At 73.0% G+C, this 20,929-nt stretch carries 20 protein-coding genes and 1 tRNA gene; 16 read left to right on the top strand and 5 right to left on the bottom strand.

Annotated features, from left to right (window positions below):
- Positions 1 to 22: 22 nt before the first annotated feature.
- The gene (locus ACIOWN_RS10285) at positions 23 to 538 is read right to left on the bottom strand and encodes an FHA domain-containing protein (protein ID WP_362350644.1); all 516 of its coding nucleotides are present in this window, start codon (positions 536 to 538) and stop codon (positions 23 to 25) included.
- A 10-nt stretch (positions 539 to 548) separates the two neighbouring features.
- On the bottom strand, positions 549 to 1,406 hold the full coding sequence (locus ACIOWN_RS10280) for a DUF3662 and FHA domain-containing protein (protein WP_362350641.1): 858 nt from the start codon (positions 1,404 to 1,406) through the stop codon (positions 549 to 551).
- 498 nt (positions 1,407 to 1,904) lie between these two features.
- On the opposite strand from ACIOWN_RS10280, the gene ACIOWN_RS10275 reads away from it, so the two are divergent.
- The 6 genes from ACIOWN_RS10275 to ACIOWN_RS10250 all read left to right on the top strand — a co-directional run bounded on the left by ACIOWN_RS10275 (position 1,905) and on the right by ACIOWN_RS10250 (position 6,600).
- Positions 1,905 to 1,991: transfer RNA gene (locus tag ACIOWN_RS10275), tRNA-Leu, on the top strand.
- Between the two features lie 211 nt (positions 1,992 to 2,202).
- On the top strand, positions 2,203 to 3,051 hold the full coding sequence (locus tag ACIOWN_RS10270) for a hypothetical protein (protein WP_362350638.1): 849 nt from the start codon (positions 2,203 to 2,205) through the stop codon (positions 3,049 to 3,051).
- 93 nt (positions 3,052 to 3,144) lie between these two features.
- Positions 3,145 to 3,474 carry a rhodanese-like domain-containing protein gene (locus ACIOWN_RS10265; protein ID WP_362351006.1) on the top strand — a complete coding sequence of 110 codons (330 nt, stop codon included), beginning with the start codon at positions 3,145 to 3,147 and terminating at the stop codon, positions 3,472 to 3,474.
- A gap of 251 nt (positions 3,475 to 3,725) precedes the next feature.
- Positions 3,726 to 4,643: a DUF5819 family protein gene (locus ACIOWN_RS10260; RefSeq protein WP_362350635.1), complete on the top strand. Its 918-nt coding sequence runs from the start codon at positions 3,726 to 3,728 to the stop codon at positions 4,641 to 4,643.
- On the top strand, positions 4,640 to 5,851 hold the full coding sequence (locus ACIOWN_RS10255) for an HTTM domain-containing protein (RefSeq protein ID WP_362350632.1): 1,212 nt from the start codon (positions 4,640 to 4,642) through the stop codon (positions 5,849 to 5,851). The genes ACIOWN_RS10260 and ACIOWN_RS10255 overlap by 4 nt, the downstream gene beginning before the upstream one ends.
- On the top strand, positions 5,848 to 6,600 hold the full coding sequence (locus tag ACIOWN_RS10250) for a TrmH family RNA methyltransferase (RefSeq protein WP_362350629.1): 753 nt from the start codon (positions 5,848 to 5,850) through the stop codon (positions 6,598 to 6,600). Before ACIOWN_RS10255 ends, ACIOWN_RS10250 begins: the two co-directional genes overlap by 4 nt.
- A gap of 210 nt (positions 6,601 to 6,810) precedes the next feature.
- Here ACIOWN_RS10250 and paaN read toward each other — a convergent pair whose 3' ends face one another.
- Entirely contained in the window at positions 6,811 to 8,502 is a 1,692-nt protein-coding gene (paaN, locus tag ACIOWN_RS10245) for a phenylacetic acid degradation protein PaaN (protein ID WP_362350627.1), read from the bottom strand.
- A 170-nt stretch (positions 8,503 to 8,672) separates the two neighbouring features.
- Between paaN and ACIOWN_RS10240 the strand changes: the two genes are divergently transcribed.
- The gene (locus ACIOWN_RS10240) at positions 8,673 to 10,187 is read left to right on the top strand and encodes a 3-hydroxyacyl-CoA dehydrogenase (RefSeq protein ID WP_362350624.1); all 1,515 of its coding nucleotides are present in this window, start codon (positions 8,673 to 8,675) and stop codon (positions 10,185 to 10,187) included.
- Positions 10,184 to 10,771: a TetR/AcrR family transcriptional regulator gene (locus tag ACIOWN_RS10235; RefSeq protein ID WP_362350621.1), complete on the top strand. Its 588-nt coding sequence runs from the start codon at positions 10,184 to 10,186 to the stop codon at positions 10,769 to 10,771. Before ACIOWN_RS10240 ends, ACIOWN_RS10235 begins: the two co-directional genes overlap by 4 nt.
- A gap of 13 nt (positions 10,772 to 10,784) precedes the next feature.
- On the opposite strand, the gene ACIOWN_RS10230 is transcribed toward ACIOWN_RS10235, so the two are convergent.
- Positions 10,785 to 11,306, bottom strand: coding sequence for an Lrp/AsnC family transcriptional regulator (locus tag ACIOWN_RS10230; RefSeq protein ID WP_401981461.1), 522 nt, complete (start codon positions 11,304 to 11,306; stop codon positions 10,785 to 10,787).
- A gap of 175 nt (positions 11,307 to 11,481) precedes the next feature.
- On the opposite strand from ACIOWN_RS10230, the gene pdhA reads away from it, so the two are divergent.
- The 7 genes from pdhA to ACIOWN_RS10195 are packed head-to-tail and all read left to right on the top strand — an operon-like array spanning position 11,482 to position 19,543.
- Positions 11,482 to 12,621: a pyruvate dehydrogenase (acetyl-transferring) E1 component subunit alpha gene (pdhA, locus tag ACIOWN_RS10225; RefSeq protein ID WP_362350619.1), complete on the top strand. Its 1,140-nt coding sequence runs from the start codon at positions 11,482 to 11,484 to the stop codon at positions 12,619 to 12,621.
- Complete coding sequence (locus tag ACIOWN_RS10220; RefSeq protein ID WP_362350617.1) at positions 12,618 to 13,622, top strand: alpha-ketoacid dehydrogenase subunit beta; 1,005 nt, start codon at positions 12,618 to 12,620, stop codon at positions 13,620 to 13,622. Before pdhA ends, ACIOWN_RS10220 begins: the two co-directional genes overlap by 4 nt.
- Complete coding sequence (locus ACIOWN_RS10215) at positions 13,622 to 15,019, top strand: dihydrolipoamide acetyltransferase family protein (RefSeq protein WP_362350614.1); 1,398 nt, start codon at positions 13,622 to 13,624, stop codon at positions 15,017 to 15,019. Before ACIOWN_RS10220 ends, ACIOWN_RS10215 begins: the two co-directional genes overlap by 1 nt.
- A gap of 55 nt (positions 15,020 to 15,074) precedes the next feature.
- The gene (locus ACIOWN_RS10210) at positions 15,075 to 16,001 is read left to right on the top strand and encodes an NTP transferase domain-containing protein (protein ID WP_362350612.1); all 927 of its coding nucleotides are present in this window, start codon (positions 15,075 to 15,077) and stop codon (positions 15,999 to 16,001) included.
- Positions 16,001 to 17,425, top strand: coding sequence for a molybdopterin molybdotransferase MoeA (locus tag ACIOWN_RS10205; RefSeq protein WP_362350609.1), 1,425 nt, complete (start codon positions 16,001 to 16,003; stop codon positions 17,423 to 17,425). The genes ACIOWN_RS10210 and ACIOWN_RS10205 overlap by 1 nt, the downstream gene beginning before the upstream one ends.
- Positions 17,422 to 18,522 (top strand): potassium channel family protein, encoded by a 1,101-nt coding sequence (locus ACIOWN_RS10200; RefSeq protein ID WP_362350606.1) that lies wholly within the window; start codon positions 17,422 to 17,424, stop codon positions 18,520 to 18,522. Before ACIOWN_RS10205 ends, ACIOWN_RS10200 begins: the two co-directional genes overlap by 4 nt.
- A 40-nt stretch (positions 18,523 to 18,562) precedes the next feature.
- Positions 18,563 to 19,543 (top strand): NAD(P)H-quinone oxidoreductase, encoded by a 981-nt coding sequence (locus ACIOWN_RS10195; RefSeq protein ID WP_362350604.1) that lies wholly within the window; start codon positions 18,563 to 18,565, stop codon positions 19,541 to 19,543.
- A 4-nt stretch (positions 19,544 to 19,547) separates the two neighbouring features.
- On the opposite strand, the gene ACIOWN_RS10190 is transcribed toward ACIOWN_RS10195, so the two are convergent.
- On the bottom strand, positions 19,548 to 20,222 hold the full coding sequence (locus ACIOWN_RS10190; protein WP_362350602.1) for a hypothetical protein: 675 nt from the start codon (positions 20,220 to 20,222) through the stop codon (positions 19,548 to 19,550).
- Positions 20,223 to 20,385: 163 nt separating this feature from the next.
- Between ACIOWN_RS10190 and ACIOWN_RS10185 the strand changes: the two genes are divergently transcribed.
- Complete coding sequence (locus tag ACIOWN_RS10185) at positions 20,386 to 20,925, top strand: bacterial proteasome activator family protein (protein ID WP_362350599.1); 540 nt, start codon at positions 20,386 to 20,388, stop codon at positions 20,923 to 20,925.
- Positions 20,926 to 20,929 lie beyond the last annotated feature (4 nt).

Genomic DNA, 20,929 nt, shown 5'->3' with positions numbered 1-20,929 from the left:
CTCCGCTCGCTCATTAGTCGTATTACTTCCGCAGCTCGATGACGGTCTTGCCGATGCGGATCGGCGCGCCCAGCGGGATCGGTGTGGGGGTCGTCAGCCGGTTCCGGTCCAGGTACGTGCCGTTGGTGGATCCGAGGTCCTCGACGATCCACTGACCGCCCTGGTCCGGGTAGATCCTGGCATGGCGGCTGGAGGCGTAGTCGTCGTCCAGCACGATCGTGGAGTCGTGCGCGCGGCCCAGGCTGATGGTCTGGCCCTGCAGCGCGACGGTGGTGCCGGTGAGGATGCCCTCGGTCACCACGAGTTTGGTGGGGGCGTTGCGGCGCTGGCGGCCACCGCCCTGCTGACCGCGCTGCTGCGGCGGCGCCGCGGCCTGGCGCGCGGCCTGCTGCGGCCGGGCGGTCTCCCTGCGGGACCCCCGCTGGGTGACGCGCGTACCGAACAGGTCGCTGCGGATGACCTGCACGGCCACGATCACGAACAGCCACAGTACGGCCAGGAAACCCAGCCGCATGACCGTGAGGGTCAGCTCTGACATTGCCCCCGCTTCACCCTTCGGCTTGCCGGTAAATGATGGTGGTGCTGCCCACGACGATCCGCGAGCCGTCGCGGAGCGTAGCGCGGGTGGTGTGCTGCCCGTCCACCACGATGCCGTTGGTGGACCCGAGATCCTGGATCGTCGAGGGCGTTCCGGTCCGGATCTCGCAGTGCCGGCGGGAGACGCCGGGGTCGTCGATCCGCACGTCGGCCTCGGTGCTGCGGCCGAGCACGAGTGTCGGGCGGGAGATCTGGTGGCGGGTGCCGTTGATCTCGATCCAGTAGCGGGTGGCGCCGCCGGCCGCCGGGGCGGGCGCGGGCCGCTGGGCGGCGGGCGGGTAGCCGTAGCCGCCGGGGCGGGCGCCGGGCGGCGGCGCGGCCGGCATGGGGGGCGCCGCCGAGGGGCCCGCGGCGGGCGGGTAGCCGTATCCGCCGGGGGCGGCGGGACGGCCGGCCGGGCCGGCCGAGGGAGCCTGTGGCGCCTGCTGGCTGCTGGAGGAGGCGAGCGTACGGCTGCGCACCCGGTACAGACCGGTGTCCAGGTCCTCGGCCTTCTCCAGGTGGACCTTGATCGGCCCCATGAAGGTGTAGCGCTGCTGCTTGGCGTAGTCGCGCACCATGCCGGCGAGCTCGTCGCCGAGCTGGCCGGAGTAGGGGCTCAGACGCTCGAAGTCGGGTGCGCTGAGCTCCACGATGAAGTCATTGGGTACGACGGTGCGGTCGCGGTTCCAGATCGTCGCGTTGTTGTCGCACTCGCGCTGGAGCGCACCCGCGATCTCCACGGGCTGGACCTCGGACTTGAAGACCTTGGCGAAGGTGCCGTTGACCAGACCTTCGAGACGCTGCTCGAACTTCTTCAGGACTCCCATGGGGCACCTCCTCCGTAGTTGCCGTCACTGCGGGTCTTGCCGTCGTGCTGCGTATTGCCTGCCTGGTACTGCTTACTGATCGTATCCACGCGCCGGTGAATCGGCTGGTTCCCCCTGTCGGCCCTGTCGACGGGTGTCGACACCCGTCGCGTGCCCGGTGTCACTCGGTACTTCTGCCCAGGATCGTAGAGGGGGTCGCAGACCAGTGTCCCGCACCCGGCGGCCGACCTTGCCCGGCTCCTGGGCAGAAGGGGGTGACCGGTACGAGGTTGATACGTGAACGGGCGCTCCTCGATACGGAACGGGACTCCGTCCGCGATACGCCGTACGGGGCCGTGCGGGGCCGCCGGCCCCGCACGGCAGGCGGGTCGGCCGGGGCCGGTGCCGGGCGCCTGCCCTGGGGAAAGGGATGTGAATCCACCGTCCGGGCCGTGCTAATGTTCTGCATGTCGGAAGGCGCCGCCCCAAGGGGGGATGGAGCCGGAGGACACACCCAATGCGCGGGTGGCGGAATAGGCAGACGCGCTGGATTCAGGTTCCAGTGCCCGCAAGGGCGTGGGGGTTCAACTCCCCCCTCGCGCACCATGAGATACCGATGAACGGGTCTCCGCCAGTGACGGAAGTCACGGTGGGGCCCGTTTTTCGTTGTGCTGACGCATGTGAGGGAGTGCACACGTCGGCCGGGTCCCGGGTGCGTGAGGTATCTCACGTGCTGGACAAGGGCCGGGGGAGCCGGGCGGCGCGGCCGTCGTGGCGGTGGGCCGGAGCGTGTTGCGCGGGGCACTAGTCTGGTCGGGTGACGACCCCGGAAGCTGAGCAGGGTGACGTCGCCGGGGCGGACCGGGCGACGTCCGAGGGCGCTTCGGCGCGGCCCGAGGAACGGTTGGAGCGGGCCGTACGGGCCGCCGAACAGGCGCTCATCGAGTACGAGATCGCGGTGGAGACCTTCCGAGTGGAGGTCGAGAACTTCGCCCGCCTGCACGAGCAGAGACTCGGACCGCTCTACGCCCGGCTGGAGGAGCTGAAGGTACTCACGGCCGAGGCCAGGGCCGCGCGTACCGGTGACCCCGAGGACCTGCGCAAGGCGCAGGAGGCGCGGGCCGATCTGCAGCCGATCCCCGGGGTCGACGAGCTGATGAACGGCTGGATGGACTCCAGTGGGCTGTACCCGGAGGCCGTAGCGATGCTCACCGACCTGCCCGTGCGGCCCCCGCAGCGGGTGCGCCCCAGCGAGGAGGCCCGCCGGCTGTACCGCGAGCTGGCCCGCAAGGCCCACCCCGACCTGGTGCAGGAGGACGACGAGCGCAAGCGGCGCGAGGACTTCCTCACCCGGGTGAACGCCGCCTACGCGCGCGGTGACGAGGACGGGCTGCGGGAGCTGGGCGCGGAGTGGGCGGCGGGGCCGAAGCCCAAGGAGCAGCCGCCGAGCCGCAGCGAGGAGCTCTACGCCCGCCTCGAATGGCTCGCCCAGCGCAAGGAGGTGCTCACGCTGGTCGCCAAGGGCCTGGAGGACGGCGCGATCGCCGGGATGCTCCGGCTGGCCCCCGACGACCCGGACCGTCTCCTCGACGAGGTCGCCGAGCAGTTGCGCAAGGAGATCACGGAGCGGGAGGCGGAGCTCGCCGAGCTGGTGGGCCAGGAGTGACCCGTGTCACCGGTGTGTGAGCGGGTGCCGGGTCCGTGCCGGATCCCTCCGGCGCGCTTCGGGTAGCGTCGCAGTATGCATTTCGGAGCTGGTGTGCCCACGGTCGGCGTTCAGGACCTCGAGGACGGCGACTTCCTGCTGGACGTCCGCGAGGACGACGAGTGGCGGGCGGGCCACGCCGAGGGGGCGCTGCACATCCCCCTGAGCGAGTTCGTGGCCCGGTACGGCGAACTGACCGGGGCGGCGCCCCAGGACGGGCGGATCAATGTGATCTGCCGCTCCGGCGGGCGGTCGGCGCAGGTCGCGATGTACCTGGTCCAGCAGGGAGTTGACGCGGTGAACGTCGACGGCGGCATGCAGGTGTGGGCCGCCTCGGGCCGGCCCGTGGTGACCGACGAGGGGCAGCCCGGCCAGGTGGTGTGACCCCGTGATCCGGGGCCTGCAATCCCAGGAATCCCAGGGGAGCCTGACCGTGTGTCAGGCGTGGGAGGGTCGGGGAGGGCGGCGACGGCCGCAGGTGCGTGGGAGCCCGGTACGCCCCGGGGGTGTGCCCGGAGGGCGGCCCTGAGTACCGTTCCGGTACGGCACCGGGAAGCGGTGCGCGCGGCGGTACGGCGCCCCGCGGGCGGGCGGGCGGCGGCCGCAGGACGGACCGGGAGCGGAAACGGGGCGGGATGAACGCGCACGACGACGACTCGACCGCCTCACGCGCCCCCAGCCGACTGGACGCCGCCCGCCCGGACGAGGCCTCCCGGCCCACGGCCGGCCCCGCCGGCGCCCCTACGGACGGCCTGACGGCCACCGACGGCCTGACGGCCGCTGACGGGCCGGACGGGAGCGACCCGAACGGGCAGGCCGCCGACGGGCCGGACGAGGACGTCCGGCTCCCGATACCCGCACCCGCCCCTGAGCCTGTTCCCGCCCCCGGCGGCCCGGCGGCGCCCCCCTCCGGGGCCGCCGCGTTGGCGGCGCCGTACCAGGTGGGTGCGGTGCTGGCGCTCGCGGTGGTCGCCGTCGCGGTGTGTGTGCACCTCGGGATGGTGTTCCTGCACGTCACGCCGTCGAACACGGTGAACAGACAGCACGCCGAGGCCGTCGACGGGTGGATCTACCCGGAGTTCGAGCAGAACTGGAAGCTGTTCGCGCCGAACCCGCTCCAGCAGAACATCGCCGTCCAGGTACGCGCCGAGGTCGGGACCGCGGACGGCGACACCCGTACCACCGGCTGGTACGACCTGTCGGCCGAGGACGGCCGGGCCATCGACGGCAACCTGCTGCCCAGCCACACCCAGCAGAACGAGCTGCGCCGCGCCTGGGACTTCTACGGCGCCGCCCACGACGCCGACAACCGGCCGGTGGGCCTGCGCGGCGCCCTGGCCGAGCAGTACCTGCGCCGCATCGTGGTGCTGCGCCTGGAACGAGGTGACGCAGCCGGCGCGGGCGGCGTCCTCGAACGCGTCCAGGTCCGCAGCCGTACCAGCAACGTGCCCCCGCCCCCGTGGAGCAGCGAGAAGGCGACGGGCAAGCCGGCCTACCGCACGCTGCCCTGGTGGACGGTGCCGGCCGGCGAGACCCGGGGAGGCGGGCGGTGAACCGTCTCACGCTCGCGGTCTCGCGCGGGATCGCCAAGGTCACCGAGGCGGCCCTCGGCCCCTACCAGAGCGCCGTCATACGCATCGGCTTCTCACTCACCTGGCTGCTGTTCCTGCTGCGCGAGTTCCCCCACCGCCATGAGCTCTACGGCCCCGACGGCCCGTGGAGCTGGAACCTGGCGCAGCAACTGGCCTCGGACAACGGCGCCTTCACGGCCCTGCTGTGGTTCCGCGGGAACCTCTGGTTCGAGACGTGCTACGCGCTGGCCCTGCTGGCGAGCCTGCTGTTCGCGCTGGGCTGGCGCACCCGTACGACCTCCGTGCTCTTCATGGTCGGCGTGCTCTCCCTGCAGAACCGCAGTGTCTTCGTGGGCGACGGCGGCGACAACGTGCTGCACCTGATGGCGCTGTACCTGGTGTTCACCCGCTGCGGCCAGGTCTGGTCGCTGGACGCGCGCCGGGCCGAGCGGACACGGGAGGCACGCGCGCGCGGGGAGCGGGTGCCCGACCGGGCCGGTCCCGCCCTGTGGGGCGTGCTGGGACTGTTCCTGGCCGTGGTCACCGCGGCGGGCCGGGCGCAGGGCGAGGCGTTCGTGCCCCTCCTGCTGTGGACGGTGTGGCTGGGCCTGGCCCTGTGGTGGGCGGCCGGGCGGTGGGCGCGCTCGGCGCAGCCGCGGATGCTGCTCGACGTCGTCGCCCGCGTCGTCCACAACGGCGCCCTGCTCGTGATCATGGCGGAGGCCTGCCTGATCTACGCCACGGCCGGCTGGTACAAGATCCAGGGCTCGCGCTGGCAGGACGGCACCGCCGTCTACTACCCGCTGCACCTGGACTACTTCTCGCCCTGGCCGGCCCTGGCCGGTCTGCTGGCCGCCAGCGGCACGATGGTGATGCTGGTGACCTACGGGACGGTGATGGCGCAGGTCGCCTTCCCGTTCACCTTGTTCAACCGGCGGGTGAAGAACGTCCTGCTGGCGGTCATGATGACCGAGCACGCCGCGATCGCGGTGGTGCTGGGGCTGCCGTTCTTCTCGCTGGCGATGATCGCGGCGGACGCGGTGTTCCTGCCGACGCCGTTCCTGCGCCGCCTGGGCGGACTGGCGGCACGCGCGCGTACGCGACTGCGGCGGGACGGGGACCGGCCCCCGGCGAAGGACCCGCGCTCCCCGGAGGAGGCCGGACCCACCCACGTAGGCTTCCCGGCATGAACGATCCCGTACGCGCCTGGCACCGGCTGGCCGGCGGCTCCGTGCTGCTCGACGGCTTCCACGCCCTCAAGCACGCCCTGCGCTTCGGGGCCGAGGTGCCGGTGGCCGTCACCGCCGACCGGCGCGCGGCGCTCGCCCTCGCCGGCGAGCTGGCGCCGGACGTGCGGGACACGCTGGACGCCCTGCTGAGCGAGGTGCCGCGGGAGACGTACGCCTCCCTGGTGCCGCGCCCGCATCCCACCGCCGTGGCGGCCCTCGCGGTACGGCCCTCCCGCGAGGCCAATCTGCGCACGCTGGCGCACGCGCCCCGCAGCGCGCCGGTCGTCGTCCTGGACCAGCCGCGCAACCTGGGCAACGCGGGGGCGGTGATCCGCCTGGCCGCCGGTTTCGGGGCGACCGGAGTGGTCACCACGGGCACCCTGGACCCCTGGCATCCGACCGTGGTGCGCGGCGGGGCGGGGCTGCACTTCGCGACCGCGGTGGAGCGGCTGGACGTCGACGAGCTCCCGCGCGGGCCGCTGTTCGCGCTCGACCCGGAGGGCGAGGACCTCCGCGGGGTGAAGCTGCCCGACGACGCCGTGCTCGCCTTCGGCTCCGAGCGCAGCGGCCTGTCCCCCGAACTGCGCTCGCGCACCGACCACCTGCTGGCGCTGCCGATGCGCCCCCAGGTCTCCAGCTACAACCTCGCCACCAGTGTGGCGATGACGCTGTACCACTGGAGCGCCACCGGGGGCGCACCCGCGTCCTGAGCGACCCTAGCGCCTGTTGCGAAAGTCCCGCCTGCCCCGCGACGCCATGCACGCACTCTCGCCGCACCGGGCCCTGACCCGAGTACATCCAGTACGAGGGCCAGGGCCCGGCACTCCCCCAAGCTCTTCGAGCAGGGGGACCTCCAGAGCACGCACCTGACGCCGCGAGGCCCGCCCTCCGGGCGGACGACGGGACTTTCGCAACAGGCCCTACGCCTCCCGGCGGACCTCCACCACGCGGAAGCGGTTGGCGACGAACGCGCCGTCGGTGAGGGCCGCGTTGGCCGCCGGGTTGCCACCGGAGCCGTGGAAGTCGGAGAAGGCGGCGGTCTGGTTGACGTACACCCCGCCGGTGAGGTTCAGCGACAGCTGGGCGGCCTCCTCCAGGCACGCCTCCCGCACCGCCAGCTCGACCTCCTCGTCGGTCGTGTACGCGCCCACCGTCATCGCGCCCTTCTCGCGGATCGTGCGGCGCAGCAGCTCCACCGCGTCGGCGGCCGAGTCGACGGCGACGGCGAAGGAGACGGGCCCGAAGCACTCGCTCATGTAGGCGGCCTCGGCGTCCGGCTTGGCGCCGTCCAGCTTCACGATCACCGGCGAGCGGACGACGGCGCCGGGGAAGTCCGGGTTGGTGATCTCGCGGGAGGCGAGGGCGACCTCGCCGAGGCCCGCGGCGGCCTCCAGGCGGGCCTTGACGTCCGGGTTGACGATCGCGCCGAGCAACGCGTTGGCGCGCGCGTCGTCGCCGAGGAGGCCGTCCACCGCCTTGGCGAGGTCGGCGGCCACCTCGTCGAAGGACTTGGGGCCCTGGTCCGTGCTGATGCCGTCGCGGGGGATCAACAGGTTCTGCGGAGTGGTGCACATCTGGCCGCTGTAGAGGGACAGCGAGAAGGCCAGGTTGGCGAGCATCCCCTGGTAGTCGCCGGTGGACTCCACGAGCACCGTGTTGACGCCGGCCTTCTCGGTGTAGACCTGCGCCTGGCGGGCGTTGGCCTCCAGCCAGTCGCCGAAGGACGTCGAGCCCGTGTAGTCGATGATCCTGATCTCGGGGCGGGTGGCGAGCGTCTTGGCGATGCCCTCGCCGGGACGCTCGGCGGTCAGCGCGATCAGGTTCGGGTCGAAGCCGGCCTCGGCGAGCACCTCGCGGGCGGTCTTCACCGTCAGCGCGAGCGGCAGCACCGCGCGCGGGTGCGGCTTGACCAGGACCGCGTTGCCGGTGGCGAGGGAGGCGAACAGGCCCGGGAAGCCGTTCCAGGTGGGGAAGGTGTTGCAGCCGATGACCAGTGCGATGCCGCGCGGGACGGCGGTGAACTGCTTGGTGAGGGCGAGCGGGTCGCGCTTGCCCTGCGGCTTGGTCCACTCGGCGGTGTCGGGGGTGCGCACCTGCTCCACGTACGCGTACGCCACCGCCTCGAGGCCACGGTCCTGGGCGTGCGGGCCGCCCGCCTGGAAGGCCATCATGAAGGCCTGGCCGGAGGTGTGCATGACCGCGTGCGCGAACTCGTGCGTCCGGTCGCTGATCCGCTTGAGGATCTCCACGCACACCATGGCGCGCGCCTCGGCGCCCGCGTCCCGCCACGCCCGCTGGCCGGCCTTCATGGCGGGCAGCAGCACGTCGACGTCCGCGTGCGGATAGCTCACGCCCAGCTCGATGCCGTACGGCGAGACCTCCCCGCCCACCCAGTCGTCCGTGCCGGGCTGGCCGAGGTCGAGGCGGGTGTTCAGGACGGCGTCGAAGGCGGCCTTGCCGGCGGCCGCGTCGAGGCTGCCGTTGTCCCCGTAGGCCTTGGGGTGCTCGGGGTGGGGCGACCAGTACGCGCGGGTGCGGATCGCCTCCAGCGCCTGGTCCAGGGTGGGCCGATGCCTGGCGATCAGCTCGTGTGCGGTCAGTTCGGCGGCCATGCGGGACCAACTCCTCGTCTCAAGAGCTCTTCGTCGAGCCCGTGATCTGGCATCTCCATGGTCACGGCCATGGGCAGGAACAGGCGGTCAGAGTTAGAGTAACCGAACGATCGGTCGGTACAAGGGGTCCGCCGCATCCGTGAACGGCGCCGTGCGGGAGGATCGCGCACATGACAGCACTCGACCTCAGCAGTCCCGTGGCCGTCGTCGGCACCGGCACCATGGGCCAGGGCATAGCCCAGGTCGCGCTGGTCGCGGGCCACACCGTACGCCTGTACGACGCCGTGCCCGGGCGGGCCCGGGAGGCGGCCGCCGCGATCGTCACCCGGCTCGACCGGCTCGTCGAGAAGGACCGGCTGACCGGCGCCGAGCGGGACGCCGCCCGCGCCCGGATCCTGGCCGCCGACGATCTGACGGAACTCGCCGACTGCGCGCTGGTCGTCGAGGCCGTCCTGGAGCGGCTCGACGTCAAGCAGGAGCTGCTGAAGGAGCTCGAAAACATCGTCGGCGACGACTGCCTGCTCGCCACCAACACCTCCTCCCTGTCGGTGACGGCCGTCGGCGGCGCGCTGCGCGCCCCGGGCCGCCTCGTGGGCCTGCACTTCTTCAACCCCGCCCCGCTGATGCCGCTGGTCGAGGTGGTCTCCGGGTACGCCACCGACGTCACGTCGGCCACGCGCGCGTACGAGACGGCCCGCGCCTGGGGCAAGACCCCCGTGGCCTGCGCGGACACCCCCGGCTTCATCGTCAACCGGATCGCCCGGCCCTTCTACGCCGAGGCCTTCGCGGTGTACGAGTTCCAGGGCGCCGACCCCGTCACCATCGACGCCGTCCTGCGCGAGTCGGGCGGCTTCCGGATGGGCGCCTTCGAACTGACCGACCTCATCGGGCAGGACGTCAACGAGTCCGTCACCCACTCGGTGTGGCGGTCGTTCTTCCAGGACGTGCGCTTCACGCCCTCGCTCGCCCAGCGCCGCCTGGTCGAGTCCGGCCGGCTCGGCAGGAAGAGCGGCCGGGGCTGGTACGACCACCGCGACGGCGCCGAGCGCCCCGAGCCGCACACCGCGGAGCAGGAGGCGCCGCCCGCCCACGTGGTCGCCGAGGGGGATCTCGGGCCCGCCTCCGAGCTGCTCCCGATGATCCGGGAGGCGGGCATCCAGGTGCGCGAGGAGGACGAGGACCACGGCACCCGCCTGGTGCTGCCGGGCGGCGGCCAGCTCGTGCTCGCCGACGGGCAGACCTCCGTGGAGTTCAAGGACGTCGTCTACTTCGACCTCGCCCTCGACTACCGCAGGGCCACCCGGATCGCCCTGTCCGCCTCCCAGGACACCTCCCCGCGGACCGTCGCCGAGGCCACCGGCCTGTTCCAGGCGCTCGGTAAGAAGGTCAGCGTCATCGGGGACGTCCCCGGCATGATCGTCGCCCGCACGGTCGCCCGGATCGTCGACCTGGCGCACGACGCCGTCGCCAAGGGTGTGGCCACCGAGGAGGACGTCGACACCGCGATGCGCCTGGGCGTCAACTACCCGCTCGGACCCTTCGAGTGGAGCCGCAGACTCGGCGGCACCTGGGCCTGCTCCGTGCTGGACAACCTGCACGAGTGCGAGCCGTCCGGCCGCTACGCGCCGTCGCTCGCGCTCTACCGCCACGCCTACGCCACCGACAAGCGGGAGGGCACCCCATGACCACCGCCAGGCGCGACACGTACACCCCGGAGACGCTGCTGTCCGTGGCCGTGCGGGTCTTCAACGAGCGCGGCTACGACGGCACCTCCATGGAGCACCTGTCCAGGGCGGCCGGCATCTCCAAGTCGTCGATCTACCACCACGTCGCCGGCAAGGAGGAGCTGCTGCGCCGGGCGGTCAGCCGGGCGCTGGACGAGCTGTTCGGCATCCTCGACGAGGAGCACGCGCGCGCGGGGCGCGCCGCCGAGCGCCTGGAGTACGTGGTGCGGCGCATGGTCGAGGTGCTCATCGGCGAACTGCCCTATGTGACGCTGCTGCTGCGCGTGCGCGGCAACACCGAGACCGAGCGCTGGGCGCTGGAGCGGCGCCGCGACTTCGACCACCGGGTGGCCGATCTGCTGAGGGCGGCGGCCGAGGAGGGGGACGTGCGCGCCGACGTGGAGGTGCGGCTGGCGACCCGGCTCGTCTTCGGGATGATCAACTCGATCGTGGAGTGGTACCGGCCCGACGGGCGCGGCATGTCGGAGCGCGAGGTCGCCGACGCGGTGACGCGGCTGGTGTTCTCGGGACTGCGCAAGGACTGACCCCGCGCCCGCCTCACCCCTGCGGCTCCAGGTCCTCCTCCTCGAACACCAGCAGCGTGCGCGTGCTCAGCACCTCGGGGATGGCCTGGAGCCGGGTGAGGACCAGTTCCCGCAGCGCCCGGTTGTCCGGGGTGTGCACGAGCAGCAGGACGTCGAAGTCGCCGCCGACCAGCGCGATGTGGTGGGCGCCGGGGAGCTGCCTGAGGTGCTCGCGCACGGTGCGCCAGGTGTTCTGCACGATCTTCAGCGTGATGTACGCGGACGTGCCGTGTCCCGCGCGTTCGTGGTCGACGCGGGCGCCGAAGCCGCGGATGACGCCGTCCTCGATGAGCCGGTTGATCCGTGCGTAGGCGTTGGCCCGCGAGACGTGGACCCGTTCGGCGACCGACCGTATGGACGCGCGCCCGTCCGTCTGGAGCATGCGCAGGATGTCCTGGTCGATCGCGTCCAGCGGACGCGGCGGCGGTACGGCGCCGTCTCTGCTCTCGGCGGTCCCGGCGGTCCCGGCGTTCCCGGCCATTTGTTCAGGTGCCATGTCCCCCCGCCTTTCCGTTGTGGACGTACTGCGTACATCTCAGGCTGTGGAGAACCGATTGTCCACAGCCTGGGCCCGCCTGTAGCCAAAATGCGCCCACGACCGAACAATCGGTAGGTGGGGCGCGTCACACCCGACGCGCCCTTCGTAGCCGCTCCCACGAGGAGGTGCCGTCATGACGGTCATGGAGCAGCGGGGCGCGTACCGGCCTTCGCCGCCGCCCGCCTGGCAGCCCCGTACCGACCCCGCGCCGCTGCTGCCCGACGCGGAGCCCTACCGCGTCCTGGGGACGGAGGCGGCCGCGAAGGCCGATCCGGAGCTGCTGCGGCGTCTGTACGCGCAGCTGGTCCTGGGCCGCCGTTACAACACGCAGGCCACCGCCCTGACCAAGCAGGGCCGCCTGGCGGTCTACCCCTCCAGCACCGGCCAGGAGGCCTGCGAGGTCGCCGCCGCGCTCGCCCTGGAGGAGCGCGACTGGCTCTTCCCGAGCTACCGCGACACGCTCGCCGTCGTGGCCCGCGGTGTGGACCCCGTCGAGGCCCTGACGCTGCTGCGCGGCGACTGGCACACCGGCTACGACCCCTACGAGCACCGTGTGGCCCCGCTGTCCACGCCGCTCGCCACCCAGCTCCCGCACGCCGTCGGCCTCGCGCACGCCGCCCGCCTCAAGGGCGACGACGTGGTCGCGCTGGCGATGATCGGCGACGGCGGCACCAGCGAGGGCGACTTCCACGAGGCGCTGAACTTCGCCGCCGTCTGGCAGGCCCCCGTCGTCTTCCTCGTGCAGAACAACGGCTTCGCGATCTCCGTCCCGCTCGCCAAGCAGACCGCCGCGCCGTCCCTGGCCCACAAGGCCGTCGGGTACGGCATGCCGGGCCGCCTGGTCGACGGCAACGACGCCGCGGCCGTGCACGAGGTGCTCGCCGACGCCGTGCGGAACGCGCGCGCGGGAGGCGGACCCACCCTGATCGAGGCGGTGACCTACCGCATCGACGCCCACACCAACGCCGACGACGCCACCCGCTACCGCGGCGACGCCGAGGTCGAGGCCTGGCGCGAGCACGACCCGGTCCAGCTCCTCGAGCGGGAGCTGACCGGGCGCGGCCTGCTCGACGAGGACGGCGTCCGCGCCGCCCGCGAGGACGCCGAGGCGATGGCCGCGCGGCTGCGCGAGCGCATGAACCAGGACGCGCCGCTCGACCCCATGGACCTGTTCGCCCACGTGTACGCGGAGCCGACCCCGCAGCTGCGCGAGCAGCGCGACCAGCTGGTCGCCGAGCTCCAGGCCGAGTCGGAGGAAGGTACGGCCCGATGACCACCGTCGCGCTCAAGCCGGCCACCATGGCCCAGGCCCTCACGCGCGCGCTGCGCGACGCGATGGCCGCCGACCCCTCCGTGCACGTCATGGGTGAGGACGTCGGCACCCTCGGCGGTGTCTTCCGCATCACCGACGGCCTCGCCAAGGAGTTCGGCGAGGACCGCTGCACGGACACCCCGCTGGCCGAGGCCGGCATCCTCGGCGCCGCCGTCGGCATGGCCATGTACGGGCTGCGCCCGGTGGTCGAGATGCAGTTCGACGCCTTCGCCTACCCGGCGTTCGAGCAACTGGCCAGCCATGTCGCCAAGATGCGCAACCGCACCCGCGGCAGGATGCCCCTGCCGATCACCATCCGCATCCCCTACGGCGGCGGCATCGGCGGTGTGGAGCACCACAGCGACTCCTCCGAGGCGTACTACATGGCGACTCCGGGGCTCCATGTCGTCACGCCCGCGACCGTCGCCGACGCCTACGGGCTGCTGCGGGCGTCCATCGCATCCGACGACCCGGTCGTCTTCCTGGAGCCCAAGCGGCTGTACTGGTCGAAGGACACCTGGAACCCGGACGACCCGCAGACCGTCGAGCCGGTGGGCCGCGCGGTGGTGCGGCGCACCGGCAGGAGCGCCACGCTGATCACGTACGGTCCGTCGGTGCCCGTCTGCCTCGAGGCCGCCGAGGCGGCGCGGGCCGAGGGCTGGGAACTGGAGGTCGTCGACCTGCGCTCACTGGTGCCGTTCGACGACGAGACGGTGTGCGCGTCGGTGCGGCGCACCGGACGCGCGGTCGTCGTGCACGAGTCGGGCGGGTTCGGCGGCCCGGGCGGTGAGATCGCGGCCCGGGTCACGGAGCGCTGCTTCCACCACCTGGAGGCGCCGGTGCTGCGCGTGGCCGGGTTCGACCTCCCCTACCCGCCGCCGATGCTGGAGCGGCACCACCTGCCCGGCGTCGACCGGATCCTGGACGCCGTGGCGCGTCTGCAGTGGGAGGCGGAGAGCTGATGGCACAGGTGCTGGAGTTCAGGCTCCCCGACCTCGGCGAGGGACTCACCGAGGCGGAGGTCGTCCGCTGGCTGGTCGAGGTGGGCGACGTGGTCGCCATCGACCAGCCGGTCGTGGAGGTCGAGACGGCCAAGGCGATGGTCGAGGTGCCCTGCCCCTACGCCGGCGTGGTCACCGCCCGCTTCGGCGAGGAGGGCGCGGAACTGCCCGTGGGCGCGCCCCTGCTGACGGTGGCGGTCGGGGAGCAGGACGCCGGTGAGGCCGGTGGCGACACCGAGGGCTCCGGCAACGTCCTGGTCGGCTACGGCACGGGTGCGCCTCCGGCGCGCCGGCGCAGGGTGCGCCCGGCCCCGGTGACGCAGGGCTCGCGCCCGGGCACGAACGGCGCCGTGGCGCCTTCGGCGTCCGCGGCATTGGCCGCCAACGGGACGGCGCGTACGACGGGCGCCCCGGCGACCCCGGCGGCCCGGGCCGCCGCGGTGGCCGAGCGGCCCACCGACGGCCCGGTCCCCGTGATCTCGCCGCTCGTGCGCCGCCTCGCGCGGGAGAACGGCGTGGACCTGCGGCAGTTGTCGGGCTCCGGGCCCGAGGGGCTGATCCTGCGCGCGGACGTCGAGGACGTCCTCAGGGCCGGCGCGGCAGGAGGCCGGACCGCCGGCGCACCGGCCGCTCCCGCGCCCGCGACCGCGGGCAGGGCGGCGCAGGACTCCGGCTCGCGCGTTCCGCTCAAGGGGGTGCGCGGCGCCGTCGCCGACAAGCTCTCCCGCAGCCGCCGCGAGATCCCGGACGCGACCTGCTGGGTGGACGCCGACGCGACGGAGCTGATGCGCGCCCGGACCGCCATGAACGCCGCCGGGGGGCAGAAGATCTCCCTGCTCGCGCTGCTGGCCCGGATCTGCACGGCCGCCCTCGCCCGCTACCCCGAGCTCAACTCGCGGGTCGACCTGGAGGCCAGGGAGATCGTCCGGCTGGACGCCGTGCACCTGGGCTTCGCCGCGCAGACCGAACGCGGACTCGTCGTGCCGGTCGTCCGGGACGCGCACACGCGTGACGCGGAGTCGCTGACCGCCGAGTTCGCCCGGCTGACCGAGGTGGCCCGCGCCGGCAGCCTCACCCCGGCCGAACTGACCGGTGGGACCTTCACGCTGAACAACTACGGCGTGTTCGGCGTCGACGGCTCCACGCCGATCATCAACCACCCGGAGGCCGCCATGCTCGGCGTCGGCCGCATCGTCCCCAAGCCGTGGGTGCACGAGGGCGAGCTGGCGGTGCGGCAGGTCGTCCAGCTCTCGCTGACCTTCGATCACCGGGTGTGCGACGGCGGTACCGCGGGCGGTTTCCTGCGGTATGTGGCCGACTGCGTGGAACAGCCGGCGGTGCTCCTGCGCACGCTGTGACGACAGTGTCCCGCCCGCGTTCCCCTTGATCGCGGGCGGGACGCATACTCGGGGGGTGACCTCCTACGAGCCCCTCGCCCACGACGCCGTCGTGCTCGCCGGGGGAGCCGCCCGCCGGCTCGGCGGCGCGGACAAGCCCGGCCTGCGCATCGGCGGCCGCGCCCTGCTCGACCGTGTGCTCGACGCCTGCGCCGACGCGGGCACGACGGTGGTGGTCGCCGACCCCCGCCCCACCGTGCGGCCCGTGCGCTGGGCACGCGAGGAACCGGCCGGCGCCGGACCGCTCGCCGCGCTCGACGCCGGGCTGCGCCACACCACGGCGGACCACGTCGTCGTCCTCTCCGCCGACCTGCCGTTCCTCGAACGCGGCACGGTACGGCGGCTGCTGACGGTCCTGCGGGCCGACCGGTCCGACGGCGTGCTGATCACCGACGCCGACGGCCACGACCAGCCGCTCGTGGCCGCGTACCGCGCGCAGGCGCTGCGCCGCGCGCTGGCCGGGCTCGCCCGCACCGCGTCCGACGGCTCCGCCGAGGGCGGGGCCCTCACCGGGCTGCCACTGCGGCGGCTGACCGCCGCGCTCGACCTCACCCGCGTCCCCGACGACGTCGCGTCCTTCGACTGCGACACCTGGGACGACATCGCCATCGCCAGGGCACGCATCAGGGAGCATGGGCACGTGTTGGATGAATGGATTTCCGCAGTCAAGGACGAGTTGGGCATCGAGCTGGACGTCGACACCCGCGCCCTGCTCGACCTCGCCCGCGACGCCGCCCACGGCGTGGCCCGGCCCGCGGCACCCCTGACCACCTTCCTCGTCGGGTACGCGGCAGCGCAGGGCAAGGGCGGCCCCGAAGCCGTCGCCGAGGCCTCCCGCAAGGCCGCCGCCCTCGCCCTGCGCTGGGCGGACGAGACCACCGGCGGCACCGGCGAGCCCGACGTGGCGCCCGACGCCACGCCCGACACCCGCCCGGACGTCTGATGCCCGCCCGTGGCGCGCGGGTCGGCAAGCACGCCCAGGACGCCGGGGACGCCGAGGATTTCGACGTGGAGGAGGCGCTCGCCCTGGTGAACGAAGGCAGCAGCCGACGTGCTCCTGAGCCCGGCCGGGGCCGGGCGAGCCGCGGCGGCACCCCCGCCTCCGCCTCCCGCGGGGATCACGCAGGCACCGAGGCCGGTCACGCGTGCTCCAGGGAAGCTTACGACCAGGCCATCGCCTGGCCGCGGGCCCGAGAGGCCGCCGCCCGAGCGGCCCGCGCCGGTGGCCGCCGTGCCCCCGTCCCGGTGCCCCTCGACGCCGCCCTGGGGCTGGTCCTGGCCGCGCCCCTGACCGCCCTGTGCGACCTGCCCTCCTTCGACACCTCCGCCATGGACGGCTGGGCGGTCGCCGGCCCCGGCCCCTGGGACGTACGCGACGAGGGTGTCCTGGCCGGGCACGACGAGCCCGAGCCGCTGACCGACGGCGAGGCGGTACGCGTCGCGACCGGCGCCCGCGTCCCGCAGGACAGCACGGCCGTGCTGCGCAGCGAACACGGCCACATCGACGCCACGGGCCGGCTGTACGCCACCGAGCAGTCCGGGCACGGCAAGGACATCCGCCCGCGCGGGCAGGAGTGCCGCAGCGGGGACCAGCTGCTGCCCGTCGGCACCCTGGTGACCCCGGTGGTGCTCGGTCTGGCCGCGGCCGCCGGATACGACACCCTCACCACGGTCCCCCGTCCCCGCGTCGACGTCCTCGTGCTCGGCGACGAACTGCTCACCGGGGGCCTGCCGTACGACGGACGGATCCGGGACGCGCTCGGCCCGATGCTGCCGCCGTGGCTGCGGGCGCTGGGCGCCGAGGTCACCGGTGTGCGCCGGATCGGCGACGACACCAAGGCCCTGCACAAGGCGATCACCGGGTCGAAGGCCGACGTGATCGTCACCACCGGGGGAACCGCCGCCGGACCGGTCGACCACATCCATCCCACCCTGCGCCGCATCGACGCCGAACTGCTGGTGGACGGCGTCCAGGTGCGGCCCGGCCACCCCATGCTCCTGGCCCGCACCAAGGAGAACCAGCACCTCGTCGGCCTGCCCGGCAACCCGCTCGCGGCCGTGTCGGGTCTGCTGACGCTCGCCGAGCCGCTGCTGCGCACGCTGGCCGCGCGACCGGCGCCTGAGCCGTACACGCTGCCGCTGACGGACGTGGTGCACGGGCATCCGGACGACACCCGGCTCGTGCCCGTGGTGCTGCGCGGCGACCACGCCGTTCCGCTGCGCTACAACGGCCCCGCCATGCTGCGCGGTGTCGCGGCGGCCGATGCTCTCGCTGTCGTACCACCGGGTGGTGCCCGACCGGGCGCGGAGGCCGAACTCCTCGACCTGCCGTGGGCCGCCGCCGGAATCGGGGTGTGTTTCACGTGAAACTTCCGGGCCATGACGCGATCGCCCGCCAGGCGGACGAGCATCTCGTGACCCATCGGGTGAAACTCCCCCGAAAAGTGGTGGAGCGCCCGATACGTCAGGTCGGCAAACGACTGTCCCTGGCAGTCCTGGTGCTGCTGCTGACGGTCGTGATCGTCTACGTCGACCGCGAGGGATACCAGGACAGTGCCAAAGAAGCCCCGGTGGATCTCATCGCCGCGGCGTACTACGCGACGGTGACCCTCTCCACCACCGGATACGGGGACATCACCCCCGTCAGCGACAGTGCGCGCCTCACCAATATCTTCGTCATCACCCCGCTGCGTGTGATCTTCCTGATCATCCTGGTCGGCACCACGCTCGAAGTCCTCACCGAGCGAACCCGTGAGGAATGGCGTCAGAATCGCTGGAGGTCCGCTTTGCGCGATCACACCGTCGTCGTCGGATTCGGCACGAAGGGGAGGTCGGCGCTCCAGACCGTCTGCGCGGCCGGGCTGAAGAAGCAGCAGGTCGTCGTGGTCGACCCCAGCGCCAAGGTGGTCGACGCGGCCACGGCCGAGGGCTACGCGGGCGTGGTCGGGGACGCCACCCGCAGCGACGTGCTCATGCGGGCCGAGGTGCAGCGGGCACGGCAGATCATCATCGCCACCCAGCGGGACGACACCGCCGTGCTGGTCACGCTGACCGCCCGGCAGATCAACCGTTCGGCGAAGATCGTCGCGGCGGTACGCGAGGAGGAGAACGCGCCCCTGCTCAAGCAGTCCGGTGCCGACGCCGTCGTCACCAGCGCGAGCGCGGCGGGGCGGCTGCTCGGGCTGTCCGTGCTCAGTCCGGCCGCGAGCATGGTCCTGGAGGACCTCATCCAGCAGGGCAGCGGCCTGGACATCGTCGAACGGCCCGTCATAAAGGCCGAGGTGGGCCAGGATCCGCGGGACATGGACGACCTGGTGGTGAGCGTACTGCGCGGACACCGGGTGCTGGGTTACGACGACCCGTCCGTACGGGCACTGGAGCTGACCGACCGCCTGATCACCATCGTCCGGGCCACACCGGGCACGAAGGTCACCCCGGACACCCGGCCGCTTCCCCAGGACTGACTGACGGCGGCCTCACAGACGAAGCAGTAGCGTCGGGTCCATGCATGCGATCACGATTCCCGAACCCGGTGGGCCCGAGGCGTTGGTGTGGGACGAGGTACCGGATCCCGTGCCCGGCGAGGGGGAGGTGCTCGTCGAGGTGGCGGCGAGTGCCGTCAACCGGGCCGACGTCCTCCAGCGGCAGGGCTCCTACAACCCGCCGCCCGGTGCCTCCCCCTACCCCGGCCTGGAGTGCTCCGGGCGGATCGCGGCGCTCGGCCCCGGGGTGTCCGGCTGGGCCGTCGGCGACGAGGTGTGCGCGCTGCTCTCGGGCGGCGGTTACGCCGAGAAGGTCGCCGTTCCGGCCGGTCAGCTGCTGCCCGTGCCCGACGGCGTCGGCCTCCTGCAGGCCGCGGCGCTGCCGGAGGTCGTCTGCACCGTCTGGTCCAACGTCTTCATGGTCGCCCAGCTGCGCCCCGGCGAGACGCTGCTCGTGCACGGCGGCTCCAGCGGCATCGGCACCATGGCGATCCAGCTCGCCCGCGCCGTGGACGCGAAGGTCGCCGTGACCGCGGGAAGCAAGACGAAGCTCGAACGCTGCGCCGAACTCGGCGCCGAGATCCTGATCAACTACCGCGAGCAGGACTTCGTCGAGGAGATCCGGCGGGCGACGGACGGCGACGGCGCCGACGTGATCCTCGACAACATGGGCGCCAAGTACCTGGAGCGCAACGTCCAGGCCCTCGCCGTGAACGGCCGGCTCGCGATCATCGGTATGCAGGGCGGAACCAAGGGCGAGCTGAACCTCGGCATCCTGCTCAGCAAGCGGGCCGCGATCAGCGCGACCTCGCTGCGCGCCCGCCCGCTCGGTGAGAAGGCGGCCATCGTCGCCGCCGTGCGCGAACACGTCTGGCCGCTGTTCACCGACGGGCATGTCCGGCCGGTGATCGACCAGGAACTCCCGATGAGCGACGCCGCGGCCGCCCACCGGATCCTGGAGGAGAGCGGCCACATCGGCAAACTGCTCCTGGTGGCGCGCTGAGCTGCTAGCTCCGGCGCATGCGCAGGGCGATGAACGCCAGGCCGAGGCCGAGGCCGATCAGGACGAGCCCGCTCCCCAGCGGCAGATACCGCAGCACGGGCCCGGTATCGGTCTCGTCCTGCGCGACGGGCAGGCCGTCGGGGCCGTCCGTTCCGGACGGCAGGGGAGCGGCCTCCTGACCCGACGGCGAAACGCTCGGTGCCTCCGCGGTCGCGCTGTCGCTCCCGAAGTCCTCACCGCGGTGGTCGTGCTCCCCCGGTCCGTCCGTGTCGTCGTCCTCGTGCTCCGGCCGCCGATCGTGCGGCCGCCCCGGCCGCAGCCGCCCCTCACCCGGACGGCTCCCGGCCCGCGACGGGTCGGAGGAAGGCGAGGGCGGAGCGGCCGAGGTGGAGGCCGAGGCGGAAGGGGATGAGGGCGGGGACGCCGGCGCGGAGGACGGCGAGGTCCCGTGGACCGGCGAGGACCGGAAACCGGCGGCCATCTCGGGCGCGACGGCGCCCGAGGCCGCGGCGCCGGAGGGGTCCGTGGCGGGCGCGGGCGCGAGGTCGTACGGCGTGGCGGAGGCCGAAGGCGCGCGGTCGGGGTCGTACGCCCAGGCGGAGCCACTGGCCGGGACGGCCGCCGCCAGCGCGAGCAGCAGTACCGTCGCGCGCAGCGGAGCGCGCAGCCCTGGAGTCACGTCGGGGACCCCCTCACGGTGCCTGGCCGGTGCATCGGATCGTTCCTGCGACCACGGTCACATCACCGGATCAATGCGGCATTCCAGGTTCGGCCACGCGGTGGACCGCTTTCCGTGGGGGGCGCCACAGAAGTGGCGGGTGCGGGTGCGAGACAATGGACTCATGGAGATGCCGAGGAACGAACGGTCGCCGGAGAATCCGCAGATCCTGGTCGTGGGCCAGGACGGCATGGCGCTCGGCGGCGGCGGGGACGACGACTCCCGTGAGACCCCGGTGACGGAGCAGGTGGAGCAGCCCGCGAAGGTCATGCGGATCGGCAGCATGATCAAGCAGCTTCTCGAAGAGGTGCGCGTGGCTCCCCTGGACGAGGCCAGCCGGGTCCGGCTCAAGGAGATCCACGCGAGCTCGGTCAAGGAGCTGGAGGACGGCCTGGCGCCGGAACTCGTCGAGGAGCTGGAGCGGCTCTCCCTGCCGTTCACCGACGAGGGAACCCCCAGCGACGCCGAACTTCGCATCGCACAGGCGCAGTTGGTGGGCTGGCTGGAGGGTCTCTTCCACGGGATCCAGACGACCCTGTTCGCTCAGCAGATGGCTGCCCGCGCCCAGCTGGAGCAGATGCGCCGTGCCCTTCCCCCGGGTATCGGAGTCGAGGGCGGCGACGACCCCCGCACCGGCGGCCGCTCGGGCGGACCGTACCTGTAGGCAC

Source organism: Streptomyces sp. NPDC087787 (assembly GCF_044743035.1).
In the GTDB taxonomy this organism is placed as follows: domain Bacteria; phylum Actinomycetota; class Actinomycetes; order Streptomycetales; family Streptomycetaceae; genus Streptomyces.
The sequence above is the reverse complement of the archived record's forward strand: the minus strand, read 5'-3'. Positions and strand labels throughout refer to the sequence as shown.